Genomic DNA, 19,026 nt, shown 5'->3' with positions numbered 1-19,026 from the left:
CCGATTCCTTTCGTCGTCTTGACGATAATGATGCGACTCATTATCGTCGTCATGACGAAAAAGGGGACGGGGGCCCTCGCGCTCCCGGTACGAGGGGGCATGGACTCATGGCCGACATCACACGGCGCTTCGGCTGGCGTCATCTGCGCGGTGCACCGACCGCGCACATCCGGCACCACCGCGCCGGGCACCTGGTGCACGACGGGCCGGGGCTCAGCTTCTGGTACCGCTCGCTGACCGCCGCGCTCTCCGAGATCCCCGTGGACGACCGCGAACTCGCGATGACGTTCCACGCCCGCACCCACGACTTCCAGGACGTCTCCGTCCAGGCGACGGTCACGTACCGGATCAGCGACCCGGGCATCGCGGCGGCCCGGCTGGACTTCTCCATCGATCCGGACACGGGCGTCTGGCGGGGCGCGCCGCTGGAGCACCTCTCGACCCTGCTGACCGAGACGGCCCAGCAGCACGCGCTGGACGTCCTCGCCCGCACACCGCTGTCGGAGGCCCTGGCAGACGGGGTCGCGGCGGTACGCGAGCGGGTGGCGGCCGGTCTCGGGGCGGAGCCGCGACTGCCCGCGACCGGCATCGAAGTGGTCGCGGTGCGGGTCATGGCACTGCGCCCGGAGCCCGAGGTCGAGCGGGCCCTGCGCACCCCGGCACGCGAGCAGATCCAGCAGGAGGCGGACCGGGCGACCTACGAACGCCGGGCCGTGGCCGTGGAGCGGGAGCGTGCCATCGCCGAGAACGAGCTGGCCAGCAGGATCGAACTTGCCCGTCGCGAGGAGCAGTTGGTCGAGCAGCGCGGCACCAACACACGACGTGAGGCGCAGGAGCAGGCGGCGGCGGACGCGGTACGTGCCGAGGCGGAGGCCGCGCGCACGGTCCGGCTCGCCGACGCGGAGGCCACCCGTTCCGTACGGCTGGCCGAGGCCGAGGCCCGGCGGACCGTGGCGCTCGGCGAGGCGGAGGCACGCGCCGCACGGGAGGTCGGTGGGGCACGGGCCGAGGCGCAGGCGGCGTGGCTGCGGGTGCACGCGGACGCCGACGTCGCGACGCTGCACGCCCTCACCGCGACGCGTCTCGCGGAGAACCTGCCGCACATCGACAGCGTGACCGTCTCGCCCGATGTGCTGACCGGGCTGCTCGCAAGGCTCGGGAACGGGGAGCGGGCGTGAGTCTCGCCCCGCGGGCGGTGATCGTCCATCGCACCACGGAGTACGAGGAGCTGGTGGCTCGTCACGGCACGCACGGACAGGCCGCCTTCTTCCTCTCCTCCCGGGGCCGGAGCCTCGACGAGGTCGCGGAACGGCACCAGCGCACCCGGCACGCGCTGGCCGAGGTGACCGCCGCCATCCCGCTGACCTGGCGTCAGACCCGGGTGGAGCGGGCCGACCTGGACCGGTTCCTGTTCGCCCCGGAGGACGTGGTGGTTGTGGTCGGGCAGGACGGGCTCGTCGCCAATGTCGCCAAGTACCTGACGGGCCAGCCGGTGGTGGGCATCAACACCGATCCCGGGCGCAATCCCGGAGTGCTGGTGCGCCATCCCTCCCGGCACGCCGCCGCGCTGATCCCGGCGGTGGCCGCGGGCGGCACGGGCGTGGAGGAGCTGACCATGGTGGAGGCCGTCACGGACGACGCCCAGCGACTGGTGGCCCTCAACGAGATCTACCTCGGCGCCGCCGGTCACCAGACCGTCCGCTATCGCCTGGGCCTCGACGGCGACGGGGGTGTCGTCGAGGCCCAGGCCTCGTCGGGGGTGCTGGTGGGCACCGGGACCGGGGCGACGGGCTGGCTGCGGTCGGTGTGGCAGGAGCGCGGCGGCCGGCTGCCGCTCCCCGCGCCCACCGAGGACCGGCTGCTCTGGTTCGTACGCGAGGCCTGGCCCTCCCCCGCCACCGGGACGTCCCTGGTGGCGGGGGAACTGCAGGCCGCGCTCCGGCTCCATGTCACCGTCGAGTCGGAGCGCCTGATCGCCTTCGGCGACGGGATGGAGTCCGACGCCCTGGAGCTGACCTGGGGGCAGTCGGTCCGGGTGGGCGTGTGTACGGAACGGTTGCGGCTGGCGCGCTGACGTGGACCCCCGTCACAGCCGGGGGTCCACCGGCTCCGACTCGAGGGCGAGCACCCCGAACACCGCCTCGTGCACCCGCCACAGCGGTTCGCCCTCCGCGAGCCGGTCGAGGGCCTCCAGGCCCAGCGCGTACTCGCGGATCGCCAGCGACCGCTTGTGGTTCAGGAACCGCTGCCGCAGCCGCGCGAGGTTCTCGGGTCGGGTGTACTCCGGGCCGTAGATGATCCTGAGGTACTCACGGCCGCGGCACTTGACGCCGGGCTGGACCAGACGGCCCGCGGTGCTGCGCACCACCGCGTCCAGCGGCTTGACGACCATGCCCTCACCGCCACGCCCGGTCATCTCCAGCCACCAGTCGACACCGGCCTGCACCGACTCGGGGTCGCCCGGGTCGACGAACAGGCGCCGTGTCGTCTGCAGCAGTCCGCTCCCGTCGTGTTCGACGAGCCGGTCGAGCAGCGCGAGCTGGCGGTCGTGCGGTACGTCGGCCAGGCTCCGGCCCTGCACCGCCAGGATCTGGAAGGGCGCCAGCCGCACCCCGTCCAGCCCGTCCGTCGTCCAGCAGTACCGCCGGTAGGCCTCCGTGAACGCCCCCGCGTCCGCCGCCCGTTCCCGCTGACGTGCCAGCAGTTCGGTCACGTCGACACCGCGCGCCGCCGCGCCCTCCAGCGCGGACAGCGCCCCCGGGAACGCGGCCGCGGCCGCCGCGCCGACCGCGGCGTACTGGCTGCGCAGCAGCCCGGACGCCTTCAGCGACCACGGCATCAGCTCCGCGTCCAGCAGCATCCAGTCCGTCTCGAGCTCCCGCCACAGATCCGCATCGCCGATCGCCGACCGCAGCCGGCCGAGGACCTCCTCGGTCAACGCCTCGTCGTCGAAGAACGGACGGCCGGTGCGGGTGTACAGGGAGCCCGTCGGACCGGAGACCCCGAAACGCCTGAGCGCGGTCTCCGCGTCCCGGCACACCAGGACCACCGCCCGCGAGCCCATGTGCTTCTCCTCGCACACGACCCGCGCGACCCCGTCCTCCCGGTACTGCGCGAAGGCCTCGGCCGGATGCTCGAGATAGCCCTCGACGTGCGAGGTCGCGGTGGGCGCCATGGTCGGCGGCAGATACGGCAGCAGGCGCGGGTCCACCGCGAAACGGCTCATGACCTCCAGTGCCGCAGCCGCGTTCTCCTCGCGGACCGAGACCCGGCCCGCGTGCCGCGTCTCGACCACCCTGCGGCCGTGCACGTCCGCCAGGTCCAGCGGACGGCCCTCGTGACCGCCGGGCGCCTCGGCGGCCAGCGGCCGGGCCGGCTCGTACCAGACCCGCTCGGCCGGCACGTCCACCAGCTCCCGCTCCGGCCAGCGCAGCGCCGTCAGGCTGCCTCCGAAGACCGCACCGGTGTCCAGGCAGATGGTGTTGTTCAGCCAGGAGGCCTGCGGGACCGGCGTGTGGCCGTAGACCACCGCGGCCCGGCCCCGGTACTCCTCCGCCCACGGATAACGCACGGGCAGGCCGAACTCGTCGGTCTCCCCCGTCGTGTCGCCGTACAGCGCGTGCGACCGGACCCGGCCGGAGGTGCGGCCCTGGTACCTCTCGGGCAGGCCTGCGTGGCAGACGACGAGCCGGCCGCCGTCGAGGACGTAGTGGCTGACCAGGCCGTCGATGAACTCCCGTACGCGCTGCTTGAACTCCTCGCTCTCACCGTCCATCTGCTCGATGGTCTCGGCGAGTCCGTGGGTGTGCCGGACGTTGCGGCCGCGCAGGAACCGGCCGTACTTGTTCTCGTGGTTGCCCGGCACGCACAGGGCGTTCCCCGAGGCGACCATCGACATCACCCGGCGCAGCACACCAGGGCTGTCCGGGCCGCGGTCCACCAGGTCGCCGAGGAACACGGCCGTGCGGCCCTGCGGGTGCGCGCCGTCGACATAACCCAGCTTGCCCAGCAGCGCCTCCAGTTCGGACGAGCAGCCGTGGACGTCGCCGATGATGTCGAAGGGGCCGGTGAGATGCGTCAGGTCGTTGAAGCGCTTCTCGGTGACGACCGTCGCGTTCTCGACGTCCTCCACGCCGCGCAGGACGTGCACCTTGCGGAAGCCCTCCCGTTCCAGATGCCGGAGCGAGCGGCGCAGTTCACGCGTGTGACGCTGGATCACCCGGCGCGGCATGTCGGCCCGGTCGATGCGGCCAGCGTTCCGCTCGGCGCACACCTCCTCCGGCACGTCGAGCACGATCGCGATGGGCAGCACGTCGTACCGCTTGGCCAGGTCGATCAGCTGGCGGCGGGAGTCCTGCTGCACGCTGGTCGCGTCGACGACGGTACGACGGCCGGCCGCCAGTCGCTTGCCCGCGATGTAGTGCAGGACGTCGAAGGCGTCCCGGGTGGCGCTCTGGTCGTTCTCGTCGTCGGAGACGAGGCCCCGGCAGAAGTCCGAGGAGATGATCTCCGTCGGCTTGAAGTGCCTGCGGGCGAAGGTGGACTTGCCCGAGCCGGAGGCACCGACGAGGACCACGAGGGAGAGGTCGGTGACGGGCAGGGTGCGTCCCTTGTTCTCGGTCATGCGGCCTTCTCCTCCTTCGTGCTGTCCTTGGCGGTGAGCGTGAACACGGCCATCTGGGTCGGCGGCCCCACCTCGGGGTCGTCGGGGCCGACTGGAATGAACTCCACGGTGTAGCCGTGGAGTTCGGCCACCCGGCCGGCCCAGGCGCGGAACTCCTCGCGGGTCCACTCGAAGCGGTGGTCGCCGTGCCGGGCGTGCCCGGCCGGGAGGGTCTCCCAGCGGACGTTGTACTCGACGTTCGGCGTGGTCACGAGGACCGTCCTCGGACGGGCCGAGCCGAACACGGCGTACTCCAGAGCGGGCAGCCGCGGCAGGTCGACATGCTCGACGACCTCGCTGAGCACGGCGGCGTCGTATCCCTTGAGCCGGTTGTCGGTGTATGCGAGCGACCCCTGGAACAGCCTCACCCGGGAGGCCTGGCGCTCCCCCATGCGGTCCAGCTTCAGCCGCCGGGACGCGATGGTCAGCGCCCGCACGGACACGTCCACGCCGACGATCTCCGTGAACCGCGGGTCCTTGAGCAGCGCCTGGACCAACTGGCCCTGGCCGCAGCCGAGGTCCAGGACACGGGCGGCGCCCGACTCCTTGAGCGCCGCGACAACGGCGTCCCGACGCTGCACGGCGAGCGGTACCGGCCGGTCCTCGGCCGCGCCCTCCCCGGTCGCGGTCTCCCCGGTCGTGCTCTCGCCGTTCCCGGTCTCGTCCGTCCCCGTCTCGTCCTGGACCGCGTTGTCGAGATCCTCGACCTCGCTGTCGTCCGCTTCGGCGAGCCGCACCAGTTCCAGCCGCTCCATCGCCTGCCGGGTCAGCGACCAGCGGCGCGAGAGATAGCGACTGGTGATCAGCTTCTGCTCCGGATGGGTCGGCAGCCAGCCCTCACCCGCTCGCAGCAACTTGTCGACCTCGTCGGCGGAGACCCAGTAGTGCTTGGCATCGTCGAGGACGGGAAGCAGAACGTACAGGTGGCGCAGGGCTTCGGCCAGGGTCAGCCGGTCCGACTCCAGGACGAGGCCGACATAGCGCGAGTCGCCCCACTCCGGGAACTCGCGGTCCAGCGCGACCCGTTCGGCGGCGACCGTCCAGCCGAGGGGCTCGAACAGCCGGCACACCAGGTCCGGACCGCCGCGGGCGGGCAGCGCGGGTATCTCGACCCGCAGCGGCAGCGGCTGCTGCACGCGCTCGGGCCTGGCGTTGCACACACCCCGGATCGCACTGGAGAACACCCGGCTCAGCGCCACGGCGAGCAGGGAGGAGGCCGCGTACGGGCGGTCGTTCACGTACTGCGCGAGCGCGGCGTCGGGAGCGCCTCCGCGGCCCTTGCCCTTTCCCCTGCGGACCAGCGCCGTGGTATCGACCTCCAGCAGCATGGCCACCGTGCAGCACTCGGCGTCCGCCCGGGGGTAGACGACGTGCGCGGTGCCGTAGGAGGTCGAGAACGCCTGCGCGTTGTCGGGGTGCTTGTGCAACAGGAAGCTCAGGTCGGTGGCCGGGGTCTTCTCGTCGCCGGTAGTGGAGATCGTCAGGAACACGCGTACGAGTATCGTCGCGGGGATTCCGTCGGGGCCACGGAGTTTCCGCCGGGACGGCTCTGCGCGTCCACCGCCCTCCCCACGGCGCTCCGGGCCGGACCACGTGCGGCCCGGAGCGCGGAGAGACCGGTCAGGACAGCTGCGACTGCACGCGGGAGGAGACGAGCTCCAGGTGGTCCAGGTCGTCGAGGTCGAGGATCTGGAGGTAGAGACGGCTGGAGCCGATCTCCGCGTACCGGCCGATCTTGTCGACGACCTCGTCCGGGGTACCGGCCAGGCCGTTGATCTTCAGCTCGTCGGCCTCGCGCCCGATCGCGGCGGCGCGGCGGGCCACCTCCTGGTCGTCCTTGCCGACACAGACCACCAGTGCGTTCGAGTACGTCAGGCTGTCGGCGGCCCGGCCGGCCTCCGCGGCGGCGGCACGGACCCGGCCGAACTGGCGCTCGCTGTCCTCGATCGAGGCGAACGGGATGTTGAACTCGTCGGCGTACTGCGCGGCCAGCCGCGGGGTACGGGTCGCACCGTGGCCGCCGATGAGCACGGGGACCTTCGCCTGGGCGGGCTTGGGCAGTGCGGGTGAGTCGGTGAGGTCGTAGTACGTCCCGTGGAAGCCGAAGGTCTTGCCGACCTCGGTCCGCCACAGCCCGGTGACGATCGCCAGCTGCTCCTCGAGGCGGGCGAACTTCTCCTTCGGGAACGGAATGCCGTAGGCCCGGTGCTCCTCCTCGAACCAGCCGGCCCCGAGGCCCAGCTCGACCCGGCCGCCGGACATCTGGTCGACCTGGGCGACCTGAAGGGCCAGGACACCGGGCAGACGGAAGGTGGCGGCGGTCATCAGCGTGCCGAGGCGGATGCGCTTGGTCTCGCGGGCGAGGCCGGCCAGGGTGATCCAGGCGTCGGTGGGGCCGGGGAGGCCGTCCCCGCTCCCCATCTTCAGATAGTGGTCGGAACGGAAGAAGGCGTCGAAGCCCAGGTCTTCGGTGGCCTTGGCGACGGTGAGAAGGGTGTCGTAGGTCGCGCCCTGCTGGGGCTCGGTGAAGATGCGAAGATCCATACCTCCATCCTGCACGCTCCGGCACCCGTCGATCCCACTGGTCCCTTCCGCCCCACCCGCCCCGGACCGAGCGAACGTCCGGCAATCGGATGATCGGGTGAAAGACCGCTCCGCCGGCCCTTCCTCGCGCCGATCACCGCCGCGGTGCCGCACCGGCCGGCACCCTCCGCCCATGGCCGTGCCTCTCGCCCTCGCCGTGTCCGCTCGCCGGGAAGGGGCCGGGGCCGAGCGAGCCGTCGTTTCCCGAGCAGCCCCACGGGACAGAGCTCGTGGACGAGCGGCTCAGCCCGGCGCCTTGTGTCGTTCCCGCATCTCGCCGTCCCTTGCCGCCAGTCGCCGCAGCATCTCGCTGACCCTGTCCCTCGACTCGTCCGCCGCGTCGATGGCCTCCATGCACTGCCAGTAGGTGCCCTCGTCGTCCGCCGCGCTCGCGACGGCGACCAGGGCCATGCCCAGTTCCACCAGGAGGGTCGCGAGGTCGAGAAGGGCCCCGCGCGCATCGCCCAGATCGGTGAGCTGGGCGGCCCGCAGGTCCGCCACGTCGATGGAGGGTGTGTCGAGGACGCCGCAGCCCCTGCCTGCGAGTTCCGTCAACCCCAGGGCCTCCCCGCGCAGTTCGGGAGGTCCCGAGACAGCCAGCCGGCTGCCGATCGCCTGCGCCAGGGCGTACGCCTGCCACGCCTCCGTCATGATCCTCGACCCGTCCCCGCTCCCCGCCAGGGCACGTCTGCTCGTCACGATGAGCCGCACCGCTTCCATGCGCTGCCCCCGCTCTGTCCTGACGCACTCCCGCACGTCTGCCCGAACTCCGTTGTTCACTACCCAGCGTGAAGGCACAACGGACGAAAAGCCAGAGGTAGTCCGAAATCTGTGGACACCCGGAGAGAAGTGGACAACTCAATAACTCCGGAGAGTGACAGGGAGGGAGAGTCACTCGGCTCCGGGTGCCGGAAACCTGCCCTCATTGCGGTCGATCTTCGCGTCCAGCGCCGCCAACACGTCGATGCCCAGCACCTCGCACAGCTGGAGCAGATACGCGAGCACGTCCGCGACCTCGTCCGTCACCCGGTGGGCCGTACCGGGATCGTCCATCACGCGCGACGACTCCTCCGGCGTCAACCACTGGAAGATCTCGACCAGTTCGGACGCCTCCACGCTGAGCGCGGCGACCAGATTCTTCGGTGTGTGGTAGTGCTGCCAGTTGCGCCTCGCGGCGAAATCCGCAAGCCGCCGCTGCAACCGCGCCACGTCCAGGTCCTCGCGCCGCCCGGGTTCTTCAGTCACGGGCTCAGGTCTACCACCGTCACGCCGTCCACCTCCGCGGCCCGGGACACGTCACTCACCGCACCCACCAACCGGACATGCCCCCGCGTGCTCATCCTGACCGCCAATCGGAGCAGTTCCCGCGCCTGCCGGCGGTCCATACCGCGGTCGAGACCGTCCGCCAGCACGGTGAGTGTCTGCAGCGCCGCCGGCACCTCGCCCACCGGGTCGACCTCGAGGACGCCCGGCCCGGTGAGCAGGACGAGAGCCAGCGCCAGATAACGCAGCTCACCGTCGCCCAGCAGATTCAGTGGTGTACGCACTCCGTTGCCCCGGTCGACCAACGCGCGCACCGTGCCGTCCCGGAGCGGCTCCGCCAGCAGATCCACGACGCGGCCCGTGCACCCGGCGGCGACCGCCGCCGTCAGCAGCGCGTGCCGCCGCCCGCACTCCGCCCGGGTGCGCAGCAGGACCTCCGCGAGGTTGCCGCAGCCCGACAGCAGCCGGCCCGCGCCCGGTGGAACCGGGGCGCGCATCCGGCGGGGACTCGGGTCGCAGGCGAAGACCGAGCGCAGGGCGACCACCATCTGCTCGGCCGCGGCGAGCACCCGGCGCTGTCCGTCCGTCTTGCCGGCCACACGCAGCGGCAGCAGCGCGGTACCGAGGCGGTCGTCGGGCAACGGGCCCCGGGTCACCGGTGAGGAACCGGCGGTGTGCCAGGCCGCCTGCACCGTGCGCCTGGCGGGGTCGCGCAGCGCCGTCTCCAGCAGGACGAGGTCGCCGGACGTCAACCGCTCGCCGACGATGCGCAGTTCCGGCTCGGCCTGGACGGCCACGTCGAGCCGTACCGGCCCCTCCGGACCGTCGGCCGTGCAGCCGATGCGGAATCCGCGCCGCCGCTGGGCGTCGGGCCGCGCCCCCTCCGGGACACAGGCCGGCGGATCCGGGAACGCCTCCTGGAGTTCCGCCCCGCCCCCGAGCCGCGCCAGCGCCGCGTACGCCTGGAGCACCCGCGACTTGCCGGAGCCGCTCGGGCCGGTGAAGAGCGTCAGGGGCCCGAGCACGAACCGGGCCCGACGGTGCCCCGCGAACGCGGACAGCCGCAGTTCCGTCACGTTCGGCCGGTCCGGGCACGGCTCGGTCCCGGCGATCGGGCGGGGCAGGGACACCGTGGGAGACACCGTCATGTCCGGGACCGTAGGCGCAGGAGGCATGGGCGAACCGTTTTGCCCGCGTGCCCTTCCCACGATCGGGCGACGGGCCCCGCACACAGGCCGCGTACGCGGGCGGCCCTCAGCCGCCGGAAGCCCTCGCGCCCTCCATGAGTTCGCGCACCTCGGTACCCAACGGGGTCAGCAGGAAGACATTGCGGTCGACCCGGTGCATCCCGCTGGCGAGGCCGAAGACGACGCCCGTGCTGAAGTCGAGCACCCGCTTGGCGACCTCGGTCTCCGCGCTCGTCAGGTCGAGCAGGACGGGCACCCCCGCCATCAGCGTCTCGGCCACCTCGCGGGCGTCCGCGAACACGTTGACCCTCAGGACCACAAAACGGCGTCGCGCCTCGGTCCGGGCCTCGGGTATCGAGCGGTGGTCCACGGCGGACGGCCAGGCGTCCCGGCCACGCAACGGCACGACCTGCGCGAGCCCCTCCCACTGTTCGTCGGTGACGTCGTAGCCGTTCACCGGCCCTCCCCCTGATGGCTCGCATTCCATGTCTGCACCGGGCAATTCTTACGCATGGTCACCCGTCCGGCCCAACAGCGACACGGACCGCCACGCGACCGGCGGTCGTGCCACCGGCCGCGCGCGCAGCCCCGGCGGGAGTGCGGCGGTGCCCGTCCGGTGGACGGCCGACCGGGTGGACGAGGTCCCCCATCAGGGGGAACGCGGCCGGCGTCCGGCGTCCGGACCCGCAGGGCCTCTTCTTACTGCCCTCACACCGGAATCTTCACCACCACGGACGCGGCACTCAACCTGTCCCCTTACGTTCCGTGGCGTGCAGTTGGCAGAAATGAGGCCGTCGACAAGCGGCCGATTGACGCGACCGGCCATGACGCCGGTCGAACCCGACCCGACCCCCGCCCAGTGGCATCGCGCCCTGACGTTGCTCGCGGACATCAGCCTGTTCATCGGTACCCGCGGGGTGTGGTCCTCCGCTGCGAGTCACCGACTGATGATCGCGGCCGTCATCTCCGTCTGTTACGCATCGATCCTGGTCACGGGTGTCCTGACGTTGGTGGTGCGGCGAAGCCGTGCGCTGGCGCGGCTCGATCTGGCCGTCCTGCTGACGGCGGTCACGCTCGCCTACTGCGCGGTGTCCGTGGCGCACGGTTTCAGTGACGAGTCGATACTCACCACACAGGCCGCCCATGAACTGCTCGCGGGCGCCCCGGTGTACGGACAGCCGTGGCCGTGGCTGTTCGGGCACGGGGTCGCCTACACGGCCACGGTGAGCGGCGGATACGACTTCACCTACGGCTACCCGCCGCTGACCGCGCTGCTGACCGCGCCCCTGCTGTGGATCGGCCACGGCGCACTGCCGGAGACCCTGGTCACCACCACCGCCCTCGTGCTGGGCACGGTTGTCATGTGGAAGATGCTGCCGGCGCCCTGGCGTTCGGCGGCCACCATGGTGTGCCTCGGCTTCGGCATGATCCCGGTGTACGCCCGGCTCGGGTATCCGGCGGTCGTCGCGCTGGCCTTCCTCGTACCGGTGGTGGTCCGCTGGACGCGCATGGGCGCCGGCGGCGCGGCCGACTGGGCGCGGGCGGCATGTCTGGGCGCGGCCTGTGCGGCCCAGCAGTTGCCGTGGTTCCTCACACCGTTCCTGCTCGCCGGGGTCTACGCGCTGCGGCGCGGCGAGCTGGGGGCGCGCGGAGCCGCCGTGGCCGTGGGACGCATCGTGGCCACAGCGGCCGGTACCTGGCTGCTGATCAACGCGTACTTCATCGTGAGCGAGCCGCGCACCTGGATCCGGGGCGTCGCGCTGCCGCTCACCCAGGACGCCGTCATCCACGGCCAGGGCCTGGTCGATGTCTCCCTGTACTTCACGAACGGCAGCGACCGCCTGAGTTGGTACTCGCACGCCAGCATGCTGCTGGCGGCGGGCCTGCTGGCGGTGTTCGTCCTGTTCGTGCGCCGGCTGGGCCCGGCCGCGACGGTGCTGCCCTGGTGCGCCTTCTTCCTGGCGACCCGCTCGCAGGACGGCTACTACCTGCTGATGACACCGCTGTGGCTGGCGGCGGCCGTCACCGTGCCGCAGAGCGCCTTCACCACCGCCTGGCAGCCACGGCTGCTGGACGGGCGGCGGACAGCCCGCACGGTGGTGGCCGCGGGCCTGCTGGCCCCCTCCCTGGTGGCGGTGCTCCTGGCCGCGACCGGCAGACCTCCGCTGCACCTGCAGGCCGCCGCCGCCTCCCGGACGCCACGGGCGGTCAGGACACTCACGGTCCATGTGGACAACACCGGCGACGCGGCGCTGCGGCCGCACTTCATGGTGACCACGGGACAAGGGATGAGCCGGTACTGGAAGGTGCTCGACGGCCCTTCCTCCGTCGCCGGTCATTCGACGGGCACCTACCGGATCCAGGCGCCCGGCGGCGGCTTCTCCGTGCCCGGAAAGGGCACCCGCATCCGGCTGCGCGCCTTCACCGCTTCGCCGATGACGCTCTCGAGTCAGGACATCCGTCTGGAGCGCCGGCCCGCGCCGGCCAAGTGACCGGCTCTCACCCCGGCGGGTGAGGGCCGGGCCGCGGCTGTCACGGCGGCCGCCGGACGGCCGATCGGCCCGTACCGCGCATCCGGGAAACGGCCGGCTCCCCGTCCCGCCGGCGGTGGTCGTCGCCGGCGGGACGGGGTCAGGTCACTCCGAGGAGGGAGTACGGGTACGACCGCGGGCGATCGCGAAGCCGGCGGCGGCCAGGCCCAGGACACCGACGACCAGCCCGGCGACGCCGAGCCCCCGGGCGGTGGAGTCACTGGTGGCGGTGGCCTTCGCCGTGGAACCGCCCGGCTTCTCGTCCGTCGCGGTGGTGGAGGAGGAGACCGCGGTCGAACCGCCGCCCTCCGCCGTGCCCTTGGCGGTCAGCCGCAGGACCGGCGCCGGGTTCTCCGGCTCGTCCGCGCCCTTCTGGGCCTCCTCGATCCAGCGGACGACGTTTCCGTCGGAGTAGGTCTGCAACGTCTTGAAGGTCAACTGGTCGGTGTCCTCCGGGAGCTGACCGAAGGCGACGTCGAAGTCCTGGTACTGACCGTGCCGGATACGCCCGCCCGACCAGGTGATCTCGGATACGGCGTCGGTGATGGTGCCGTCGTCCGTCTTGATCGGCGTCTTGAGCTTGGTGGTGGTCACCTGGGCGGTCCAGCCGTCCCGGGGCGCGACCAGCACGCCCAGGACCGGGTGGTCGGTGGGCAGGAAGACCTGCACCTTGGTGGTCGCCGCCGTGTCCTCCTCGTTGGGGACACGGAAGGTCAGCACTCCGTCGGTGGCGCCCTTGGCGTAGCTCTCGGGATGGACGGTGACGTGCGCGAAGGCCGCGCCCGCCGCGGTGAGGACGCCGGCGGCGGTCAGAGCGGCGACGGTGCCGGCGCGGCGCAGGGTGGTACGCATCGGGGACATGAGTGGGGAAGCTCCGTACTTGTGCTCGGTTTCGGGGGGGTCAGATCGCGTACGGGGTCCCCGGGGGCGGGCCGCGCCGGGACAGGGCGTGGCGGAGCAGCGCCTGCCGCAGGGGCCGGCGGTAGGTGTACGGAAGGGGTGTCCCGCCGTAGGCGGGAAGCGGCGCCGTACGCCACCAGGCGGCAAGGCCCGGGACGAGGGCGGCCGCCTTGCGCAGCAGCGACCACAGGGCGGCCTCGCCGCGCCGCAGGCACCAGGAGGCGGTCAGTGCGGCGGCCAGATGCGCGCCGACGGCATGGGGTGTCATGGCGTGCGGCTGCGCGGCCATGTGCATGCCGTGCGCCATGCCTGCCATGTGCATCGGTGCGACCGGCGGGGCCGCCGAGTCGAAGGCGAGATGGAGCCCGCCCTGCACGAGCAGCATCGCGGTACCGATGCCGAGGAGGGAACGTTCACGCCCGGCGAGAACCACGCTCAGGGCGAACACCGGAAGGACACCGGCCGCCTCCACCCGTACCGGTGGCACGGTGCCGGTGGCCAGTGCGTGCCCCCCGGCGGCGAGCAGCACGCACACCACGGCGAACACCGCCGCGCGCAGGCTCCGCACCGTCCAGGACACATCCATGGCGTGCGATCCTGCCATGCGGCCCCGGGGGCCATGGCGGTTTCCGTGGATACGGCGTGTGGGAGTCCCTCGCAGGCGCGTACGGCCGGAGTGCCTCGAGCCCTTATCGTGACGGACATGCAGTCCTACACCATCGGTCAGGCCGCCCGCATGCTGGGAGTGAGCTCGGACACCGCCCGGCGCTGGGCCGACGCGGGCCGGGTGGCGACCCGTCGCGACGAGAACGGGCGCCGGGTCGTCGACGGCAGGGATCTGGCCGCGTTCTCGGTGGAATTGGCACGCGGCGGCGCCGGCGAGGACGACGCCCTCTCGTACACCTCGGCCCGCAACGCGTTCCCCGGCATCGTCACCGCCGTGAAGCTCGGTGACGTGGCGGCGCAGGTGGAGATCCAGGCGGGACCGCACCGTCTGGTGTCACTGCTGACCCGGGAGGCCGTCGAGGAACTGGGCCTGGAGGTCGGCATGGAGGCCACCGCCCGCGTGAAGTCGACGAACGTCCATATCGACCGGACCTGAGCGCCCGGCGGCCCACCGGGTGCGCGGCTCATGTCCACGGGCCGTAACGGCCGTCCACCCGTATCGCGTTGACTCCGCTGACGTACCGCGCCCCGCAACGGTCCTGCGGCAGCACCAGCTGAGGTCCGCTCCCGTCCAGCGAGGTGTCGTCGATGCCGGCCGCGAGCAGCACGGGCGCACGGCCGAAGTCCGGGTCGATCTCGGCCCAGGACAGCAGGGCGTGGTGGCCGTCCGCGCCCGTGACGGCGATCAGGAAGCGCAGCCGGTCCTTGCGCCTGCCTGGGTCGAACTGCGGGCCCGCGGCGCAGAGCACGTCGTGCAGCAGCGGACCCTCGAACCGGTGGTGCTGTACGCCGCTGGTGGCGCACTCGAAACTGACCCGGACCCGGTGCTGGGGCCAGGCCAGCAGGTCGGGCACGGTCAGCCGGGCGGGTCGCTCGAGGTCTCCGGTCAGCGCGAGTACGGCCGGCGCAGCCGCGTCGGCGACCCGTTCCGTCTGGGGCCGGCCCACAGGACACCACCTCCCGCAGGACAGTACCCGTGCGGCCACCCCGTACAAACGCACATGCAGCTCCCTTCATCGGATCTCCCAGCTCATGCGATGCAACAGGGGACTTCCGCATGGCACCTGCGTCAGTATGATCGGCGTAATGGAGGGGCCTGGCGGGCCCCTCACGGCCGACCAGAGGGAGTGGACCCCGTGAAGACCCGTTCCGCGCGCCGGACCCGCCGGATGGTGCAGGTGGCCGGTGCGGGGGCCGCCGCGCTGCTGGCCCTGAGCGCCTGCTCCTCCTCGTCCGACTCGAGTTCCTCCCCCAAGTCCGACTCCTCGTCGTCCTCGTCGTCCTCCGCCGAGAAGCTGTCCGGCACGGTCACCGTCTTCGCCGCGGCCTCGCTCAAGGAGAGCTTCACGACCCTTGGCCAGGAGTTCGAGAAGCAGCACCCCGGCACGAAGGTGACCTTCAACTTCGGCGGGAGTGACACGCTCGCCGCGAGCATCACCGGCGGTGCCCCCGCCGACGTCTTCGCCGCGGCCAGCCCCAAGACCATGGCCATCGTCACGGACAAGCAGGACGCGGCCGGCACGCCCGCCACCTTCGTGCGCAACCAGCTGGAGATCGCCACCCTGCCCGGCAACCCGGACAAGGTCGCCTCCCTGAAGGACCTCACCAAGTCCGGCCTCAAGGTCGTACTGTGCGACAAGACGGTGCCGTGCGGTGCCGCCGCGCAGAAGGCGCTCGAGGCGAGCAACCTGAAGCTCACACCGGTGTCGTACGAACAGGACGTCAAGAGCGCCCTGACGAAGGTGGAACTGAAGGAGGCCGACGCAGCGGTCGTCTACAAGACCGATGTGAAGGCGGCGGGTGACAAGGTGGAGGGCGTGGAGTTCCCCGAGTCGGCCAAGGCCGTCAACGACTACCCGATCGTCCTGCTCAAGGACGCCCCCAACGCCGAGGCGGCCAAGGCGTTCATCGCGCTGGTCCAGTCCGCCGAGGGCAGCAAGGTCCTGACCGAAGCGGGATTCCTCCAGCCGTGACCGGTGCCGACACGTCCCGTGCCGCGGCCGACACCCTCACGGGTGGGCCGCGGTCCGGGCGTGTCCGGCGTCCGGGGGTGCCGCTGCCGCTGATGCTCCCGGCGCTGGTCGGACTGGCGTTTCTGCTGCTGCCGCTGGTGGCTCTGCTGGCACGGGCCCCGTGGCGCACCCTCCCCGACCAGCTGACCAGCACCGCGGTGTGGCAGGCGCTGCAACTCTCCCTGGTGAGCGCGACCGCCGCCACCGCGGTGAGCCTCGTGCTGGGCGTGCCGCTGGCCTGGCTGCTGGCCCGCACGGAGTTTCCGGGACGGGGTCTCGTACGCGCCCTGGTGACCCTGCCGCTCGTGCTGCCACCGGTGGTGGGCGGTGTGGCGCTGCTGCTGGCGCTCGGGCGCAACGGGATCGTGGGGCAGTGGCTGGACGCATGGTTCGGGATCACGCTGCCCTTCACCACGGCGGGGGTCGTGGTGGCCGAGGCGTTCGTGGCGATGCCGTTCCTCGTCATCAGCGTCGAGGGCACGCTCCGGGCCGCCGATCCGCGCTACGAGGAGGCCGCCACGACACTCGGCGCCTCCCGCTTCACCGCCTTCCGCCGGGTCACGCTGCCGCTGATAGCACCGGGTGTCGCGGCCGGTTCGGTCCTCGCGTGGGCGCGGGCGCTGGGCGAGTTCGGGGCGACGATCACCTTCGCGGGCAATTTCCCCGGCCGTACCCAGACGATGCCGCTCGCCGTCTATCTGGCCCTGCAGAACGATCCTGCGGCGGCGATCGCCCTCAGCCTGGTCCTGCTGGCCGTGTCGATCACGGTCCTGGCGGGCCTGCGGGACCGCTGGATGACGGCGTCATGACCCACATCCATCAAACCGCTCCCGGCAGCACCCCCACGGGCGTCGGCTGCGAGGGACTCGACGCGCGCCTCGTCGTCCAGCGCGGCTCCTTCCGGCTCGACGTGGCCCTGACCGTCGCGCCCGGCGAGGTCGTCGCACTGCTCGGGCCCAACGGCGCGGGAAAGACCACCGCCCTGCGCGCGCTGGCGGGACTCGTCCCGGTCTCCGGCGGTGGTGTGCGTCTCGACGGCGCCGCGCTGGACCGCATCCCGCCCGAGTCGCGGCCCGTGGGCGTGGTCTTCCAGGACTATCTGCTGTTCCCGCATCTGAGCGCCCTGGACAACGTGGCGTTCGGCCCGCGGTGCCACGGCGCCTCCAAGGCGAGGGCGCGCGAGATCGCCGCGGGCTGGCTGGACCGCATGGGACTGGCCGACCACGCCGGCACCAAGCCCCGCCGGCTGTCCGGCGGCCAGGCCCAGCGGGTGGCGCTCGCCCGGGCGCTGGCGACCCGGCCGCGGCTGCTGCTCCTGGACGAGCCGCTCGCGGCGCTCGACGCCCGCACCCGGCTCGAGGTCCGGGCGGAACTGCGCCGCCATCTGGCCGAGTTCGAGGCGGTGGCCGTGCTGGTCACCCACGATCCACTGGACGCGATGGTCCTCGCCGACCGGCTGGTGGTGGTGGAGAGCGGCCTGGTCGTCCAGGAGGGCACACCCTCGGAGATCGCCCGTCGTCCGCGCACGGACTACATCGCGCAGCTCGTGGGGCTCAATCTGTACCGAGGGACGGCCGGCGGGCACACCGTGCGGCTGGAGGCCGGGCCCGTGATCACCACGACCGAGGAGCTGTCCGGTCCCGTCTTCGTGGCGTTTCCGCCCGGGGCGGTCACTCTGTTCCGGGACCGGCCCAGCGGTGCCAGCGCGCGCAATCTGTGGCGGTGCGAGGTGGCGGGCCTGGAGACGCACGGCGACCAGATCCGTGCCGACCTCACGGGTGAGCTGACCCTGGCCGCGGATCTGACGGCCGTCGCTGCGGCCGAGCTCGGCCTCCAGCCCGGCGCCACGGTCTGGGCGACCGTCAAGGCGACGCAGACGCACGCGTATCCGGCCTGACACGCCGCGCGGGCGCGGCCGTGAATCCGGCCGCCGCGGGCCCAGCATGGGAACGGACACGATCATCTCCCCACGTTCCGCGAGGCGCGCCCATGAACCTGAGCATCCGCAACCAGCTTCCCGGCACCGTGACCGTCGTCCTCCCGGGCGGGGTCATGGCGGTCGTCAAGGTCAAACTGGCGGGAGGCCAGGACATCACCGCCGCGATCACCGCGGAGGCGGTCGACGAACTGGACCTCGCACCGGGCGCCGCCGTGTACGTCCTGATCAAGTCCACGGAGGTGGCGCTCGCCTCGTCCGAGATGCCGGGCGTCTCCATCCGCAACCAGCTGCCCGGGACCGTCGACCGCGTCACCCCGGACGGGGCCGTCGCGTCGGTCAGGGTCACGATCGTGGGGGCCGTTCTGACCTCGGTCATCACGAGGAGCGCCCTGGATGACCTCGGGCTGGTGCCGGGCGCCTCGGTCGTCGCCCTGATCAAGTCCACGGAGATCTCCCTCGCCGCCGCCTGAGCCGGCCACCGCGGCCGTGCGGAACGCCGAGCGCGAGACCACTCGCCACCCGTTCGTCGTCTACAGTTCAGTAGACGGTCTGTACGATGGTGCGCCGTCGGGCGACACCGTGTCCGCCCGGCCCCGTACGAAAGGGCTCGCGCCGATGGCCACATCCTTGACCCTGGGCTCACAGCTCGCGGTGAACCTGCTGGACGCCCAGTCCCTGCTCGCGGCCTTCGGCGTGCTGGGCGTGGGTGTGGTGATGTTCGCCGAGACGGGCCTGCTCATCGGCTTCTTCCTGCCCGGCGACTCCCTGCTGTTCACCGCGGGTCTGCTGTGCACCGGCTCGGGCCAGCACGGGGTGAAGCTGTCGCTGTTCCCGCTCCTGGTGGCGGCGGCCGTGGGCGCGCTCGCCGGGTCCCAGTGCGGCTATCTGCTCGGGCGCAAGGCCGGCGGCGCGCTGCTCGCCCGCAGCCGCTCGGTCCGCCTCAAGGAGGGCGCGGAGCGCGCCGAGGAACTCCTCGACCGCTACGGCCACGCGAAGGCGATCGTCCTGGCGCGCTTCGTCCCCGTGGTGCGTACGGTGCTCAACCCGATGGCAGGCGCCCTGCAGGTGCCCGTGCGGACCTTCACGCTCTGGCAGGCGATCGGCGGCCTGGTCTGGAGCCTCGGCCTCACCCTGGCCGGGTACGCCCTCGGTTCCTCGGTGCCGAACGTGGACAAGTACCTGCTGCCGATCATCGCGGTGATCGTCGTGGTCTCGGTGCTCCCGCTCGCCCTGGAACTGCTGCGCTCCCGCCGGGCCGCGAAGGACGGCGTCAGCGGCTGAC

At 72.1% G+C, this 19,026-nt stretch carries 19 protein-coding genes; 9 read left to right on the top strand and 10 right to left on the bottom strand.

Annotation, left to right across the window (positions count from 1 at the left end; genetic code table 11):
- The first annotated feature begins 107 nt into the window (after positions 1-107).
- Positions 108-1,178: an SPFH domain-containing protein gene (locus ADL25_RS36465; protein ID WP_059132188.1), complete on the top strand. Its 1,071-nt coding sequence runs from the start codon at positions 108-110 to the stop codon at positions 1,176-1,178.
- Positions 1,175-2,074, top strand: coding sequence for an NAD(+)/NADH kinase (locus ADL25_RS36460; RefSeq protein WP_059132187.1), 900 nt, complete (start codon positions 1,175-1,177; stop codon positions 2,072-2,074). The genes ADL25_RS36465 and ADL25_RS36460 overlap by 4 nt, the downstream gene beginning before the upstream one ends.
- Positions 2,075-2,086: 12 nt before the next feature.
- Here ADL25_RS36460 and ADL25_RS36455 read toward each other — a convergent pair whose 3' ends face one another.
- From ADL25_RS36455 to ADL25_RS36425, 7 genes are all read right to left on the bottom strand, one after another.
- Entirely contained in the window at positions 2,087-4,624 is a 2,538-nt protein-coding gene (locus ADL25_RS36455; protein WP_059132186.1) for a polynucleotide kinase-phosphatase, read from the bottom strand.
- Positions 4,621-6,153, bottom strand: coding sequence for a 3' terminal RNA ribose 2'-O-methyltransferase Hen1 (locus ADL25_RS36450; protein WP_059132185.1), 1,533 nt, complete (start codon positions 6,151-6,153; stop codon positions 4,621-4,623). Before ADL25_RS36450 ends, ADL25_RS36455 begins: the two co-directional genes overlap by 4 nt.
- A gap of 130 nt (positions 6,154-6,283) precedes the next feature.
- Positions 6,284-7,207 carry an LLM class F420-dependent oxidoreductase gene (locus ADL25_RS36445; protein WP_059132184.1) on the bottom strand — a complete coding sequence of 308 codons (924 nt, stop codon included), beginning with the start codon at positions 7,205-7,207 and terminating at the stop codon, positions 6,284-6,286.
- Positions 7,208-7,489: 282 nt separating this feature from the next.
- Positions 7,490-7,966 carry a DUF6099 family protein gene (locus ADL25_RS36440; RefSeq protein WP_059132269.1) on the bottom strand — a complete coding sequence of 159 codons (477 nt, stop codon included), beginning with the start codon at positions 7,964-7,966 and terminating at the stop codon, positions 7,490-7,492.
- Positions 7,967-8,137: 171 nt separating this feature from the next.
- Positions 8,138-8,491: a nucleotide pyrophosphohydrolase gene (locus ADL25_RS36435; RefSeq protein ID WP_059132183.1), complete on the bottom strand. Its 354-nt coding sequence runs from the start codon at positions 8,489-8,491 to the stop codon at positions 8,138-8,140.
- A complete protein-coding gene (locus ADL25_RS36430) occupies positions 8,488-9,657 on the bottom strand; it encodes an AAA family ATPase (RefSeq protein ID WP_059132182.1) in 1,170 nt (389 codons plus the stop codon). The genes ADL25_RS36435 and ADL25_RS36430 overlap by 4 nt, the downstream gene beginning before the upstream one ends.
- 106 nt (positions 9,658-9,763) lie before the next feature.
- The gene (locus ADL25_RS36425; RefSeq protein ID WP_079050814.1) at positions 9,764-10,183 is read right to left on the bottom strand and encodes a cell division protein SepF; all 420 of its coding nucleotides are present in this window, start codon (positions 10,181-10,183) and stop codon (positions 9,764-9,766) included.
- A 337-nt stretch (positions 10,184-10,520) separates the two neighbouring features.
- Between ADL25_RS36425 and ADL25_RS36420 the strand changes: the two genes are divergently transcribed.
- A complete protein-coding gene (locus ADL25_RS36420; RefSeq protein WP_059132180.1) occupies positions 10,521-12,188 on the top strand; it encodes a hypothetical protein in 1,668 nt (555 codons plus the stop codon).
- Between the two features lie 144 nt (positions 12,189-12,332).
- On the opposite strand, the gene ADL25_RS36415 is transcribed toward ADL25_RS36420, so the two are convergent.
- Both ADL25_RS36415 and ADL25_RS36410 read right to left on the bottom strand, forming a co-directional pair.
- Positions 12,333-13,088, bottom strand: coding sequence for a YcnI family protein (locus ADL25_RS36415; RefSeq protein ID WP_059132179.1), 756 nt, complete (start codon positions 13,086-13,088; stop codon positions 12,333-12,335).
- A gap of 40 nt (positions 13,089-13,128) precedes the next feature.
- Complete coding sequence (locus tag ADL25_RS36410) at positions 13,129-13,713, bottom strand: hypothetical protein (RefSeq protein WP_059132178.1); 585 nt, start codon at positions 13,711-13,713, stop codon at positions 13,129-13,131.
- Between the two features lie 117 nt (positions 13,714-13,830).
- Here ADL25_RS36410 and ADL25_RS36405 point away from each other — a divergent pair, with 117 nt between their 5' ends.
- Positions 13,831-14,229 carry a TOBE domain-containing protein gene (locus tag ADL25_RS36405; protein WP_059132268.1) on the top strand — a complete coding sequence of 133 codons (399 nt, stop codon included), beginning with the start codon at positions 13,831-13,833 and terminating at the stop codon, positions 14,227-14,229.
- Positions 14,230-14,257: 28 nt separating this feature from the next.
- On the opposite strand, the gene ADL25_RS36400 is transcribed toward ADL25_RS36405, so the two are convergent.
- Positions 14,258-14,740, bottom strand: coding sequence for a molybdopterin-dependent oxidoreductase (locus tag ADL25_RS36400; protein WP_059132177.1), 483 nt, complete (start codon positions 14,738-14,740; stop codon positions 14,258-14,260).
- A 222-nt stretch (positions 14,741-14,962) separates the two neighbouring features.
- Between ADL25_RS36400 and modA the strand changes: the two genes are divergently transcribed.
- From modA to ADL25_RS36375, 5 genes are all read left to right on the top strand, one after another.
- Positions 14,963-15,766, top strand: coding sequence for a molybdate ABC transporter substrate-binding protein (modA, locus tag ADL25_RS36395; protein ID WP_079050825.1), 804 nt, complete (start codon positions 14,963-14,965; stop codon positions 15,764-15,766).
- Positions 15,763-16,614: a molybdate ABC transporter permease subunit gene (modB, locus tag ADL25_RS36390; RefSeq protein ID WP_059132175.1), complete on the top strand. Its 852-nt coding sequence runs from the start codon at positions 15,763-15,765 to the stop codon at positions 16,612-16,614. The genes modA and modB overlap by 4 nt, the downstream gene beginning before the upstream one ends.
- Positions 16,611-17,702, top strand: coding sequence for an ABC transporter ATP-binding protein (locus tag ADL25_RS36385; protein ID WP_059132174.1), 1,092 nt, complete (start codon positions 16,611-16,613; stop codon positions 17,700-17,702). Before modB ends, ADL25_RS36385 begins: the two co-directional genes overlap by 4 nt.
- A 92-nt stretch (positions 17,703-17,794) precedes the next feature.
- On the top strand, positions 17,795-18,214 hold the full coding sequence (locus ADL25_RS36380) for a TOBE domain-containing protein (RefSeq protein WP_059132173.1): 420 nt from the start codon (positions 17,795-17,797) through the stop codon (positions 18,212-18,214).
- A 145-nt stretch (positions 18,215-18,359) separates the two neighbouring features.
- Positions 18,360-19,025, top strand: coding sequence for a DedA family protein (locus ADL25_RS36375; RefSeq protein ID WP_059132267.1), 666 nt, complete (start codon positions 18,360-18,362; stop codon positions 19,023-19,025).
- Position 19,026 lies beyond the last annotated feature (1 nt).

It is taken from the genome of Streptomyces sp. NRRL F-5122, from assembly GCF_001507435.1.
GTDB lineage: Bacteria > Actinomycetota > Actinomycetes > Streptomycetales > Streptomycetaceae > Streptomyces > Streptomyces lannensis.
The sequence above is the reverse complement of the archived record's forward strand: the minus strand, read 5'-3'. Positions and strand labels throughout refer to the sequence as shown.

Coding starts and splice junctions, on each gene's coding strand:
- ADL25_RS36380 (WP_059132173.1), top strand. CDS start 17,795: ATGAACCTGAGCATCCGCAACCAGCTTCCCGGCACCGTGACCGTCGTC.
- ADL25_RS36430 (WP_059132182.1), bottom strand. CDS start 9,657: ATGACGGTGTCTCCCACGGTGTCCCTGCCCCGCCCGATCGCCGGGACC.
- ADL25_RS36405 (WP_059132268.1), top strand. CDS start 13,831: ATGCAGTCCTACACCATCGGTCAGGCCGCCCGCATGCTGGGAGTGAGC.
- ADL25_RS36410 (WP_059132178.1), bottom strand. CDS start 13,713: ATGGATGTGTCCTGGACGGTGCGGAGCCTGCGCGCGGCGGTGTTCGCC.
- ADL25_RS36420 (WP_059132180.1), top strand. CDS start 10,521: ATGACGCCGGTCGAACCCGACCCGACCCCCGCCCAGTGGCATCGCGCC.
- ADL25_RS36385 (WP_059132174.1), top strand. CDS start 16,611: ATGACCCACATCCATCAAACCGCTCCCGGCAGCACCCCCACGGGCGTC.
- ADL25_RS36415 (WP_059132179.1), bottom strand. CDS start 13,088: ATGTCCCCGATGCGTACCACCCTGCGCCGCGCCGGCACCGTCGCCGCT.
- ADL25_RS36465 (WP_059132188.1), top strand. CDS start 108: ATGGCCGACATCACACGGCGCTTCGGCTGGCGTCATCTGCGCGGTGCA.
- modA (WP_079050825.1), top strand. CDS start 14,963: ATGGTGCAGGTGGCCGGTGCGGGGGCCGCCGCGCTGCTGGCCCTGAGC.
- ADL25_RS36445 (WP_059132184.1), bottom strand. CDS start 7,207: ATGGATCTTCGCATCTTCACCGAGCCCCAGCAGGGCGCGACCTACGAC.
- ADL25_RS36455 (WP_059132186.1), bottom strand. CDS start 4,624: ATGACCGAGAACAAGGGACGCACCCTGCCCGTCACCGACCTCTCCCTC.
- ADL25_RS36440 (WP_059132269.1), bottom strand. CDS start 7,966: ATGGAAGCGGTGCGGCTCATCGTGACGAGCAGACGTGCCCTGGCGGGG.
- ADL25_RS36425 (WP_079050814.1), bottom strand. CDS start 10,183: ATGGAATGCGAGCCATCAGGGGGAGGGCCGGTGAACGGCTACGACGTC.
- ADL25_RS36375 (WP_059132267.1), top strand. CDS start 18,360: ATGGCCACATCCTTGACCCTGGGCTCACAGCTCGCGGTGAACCTGCTG.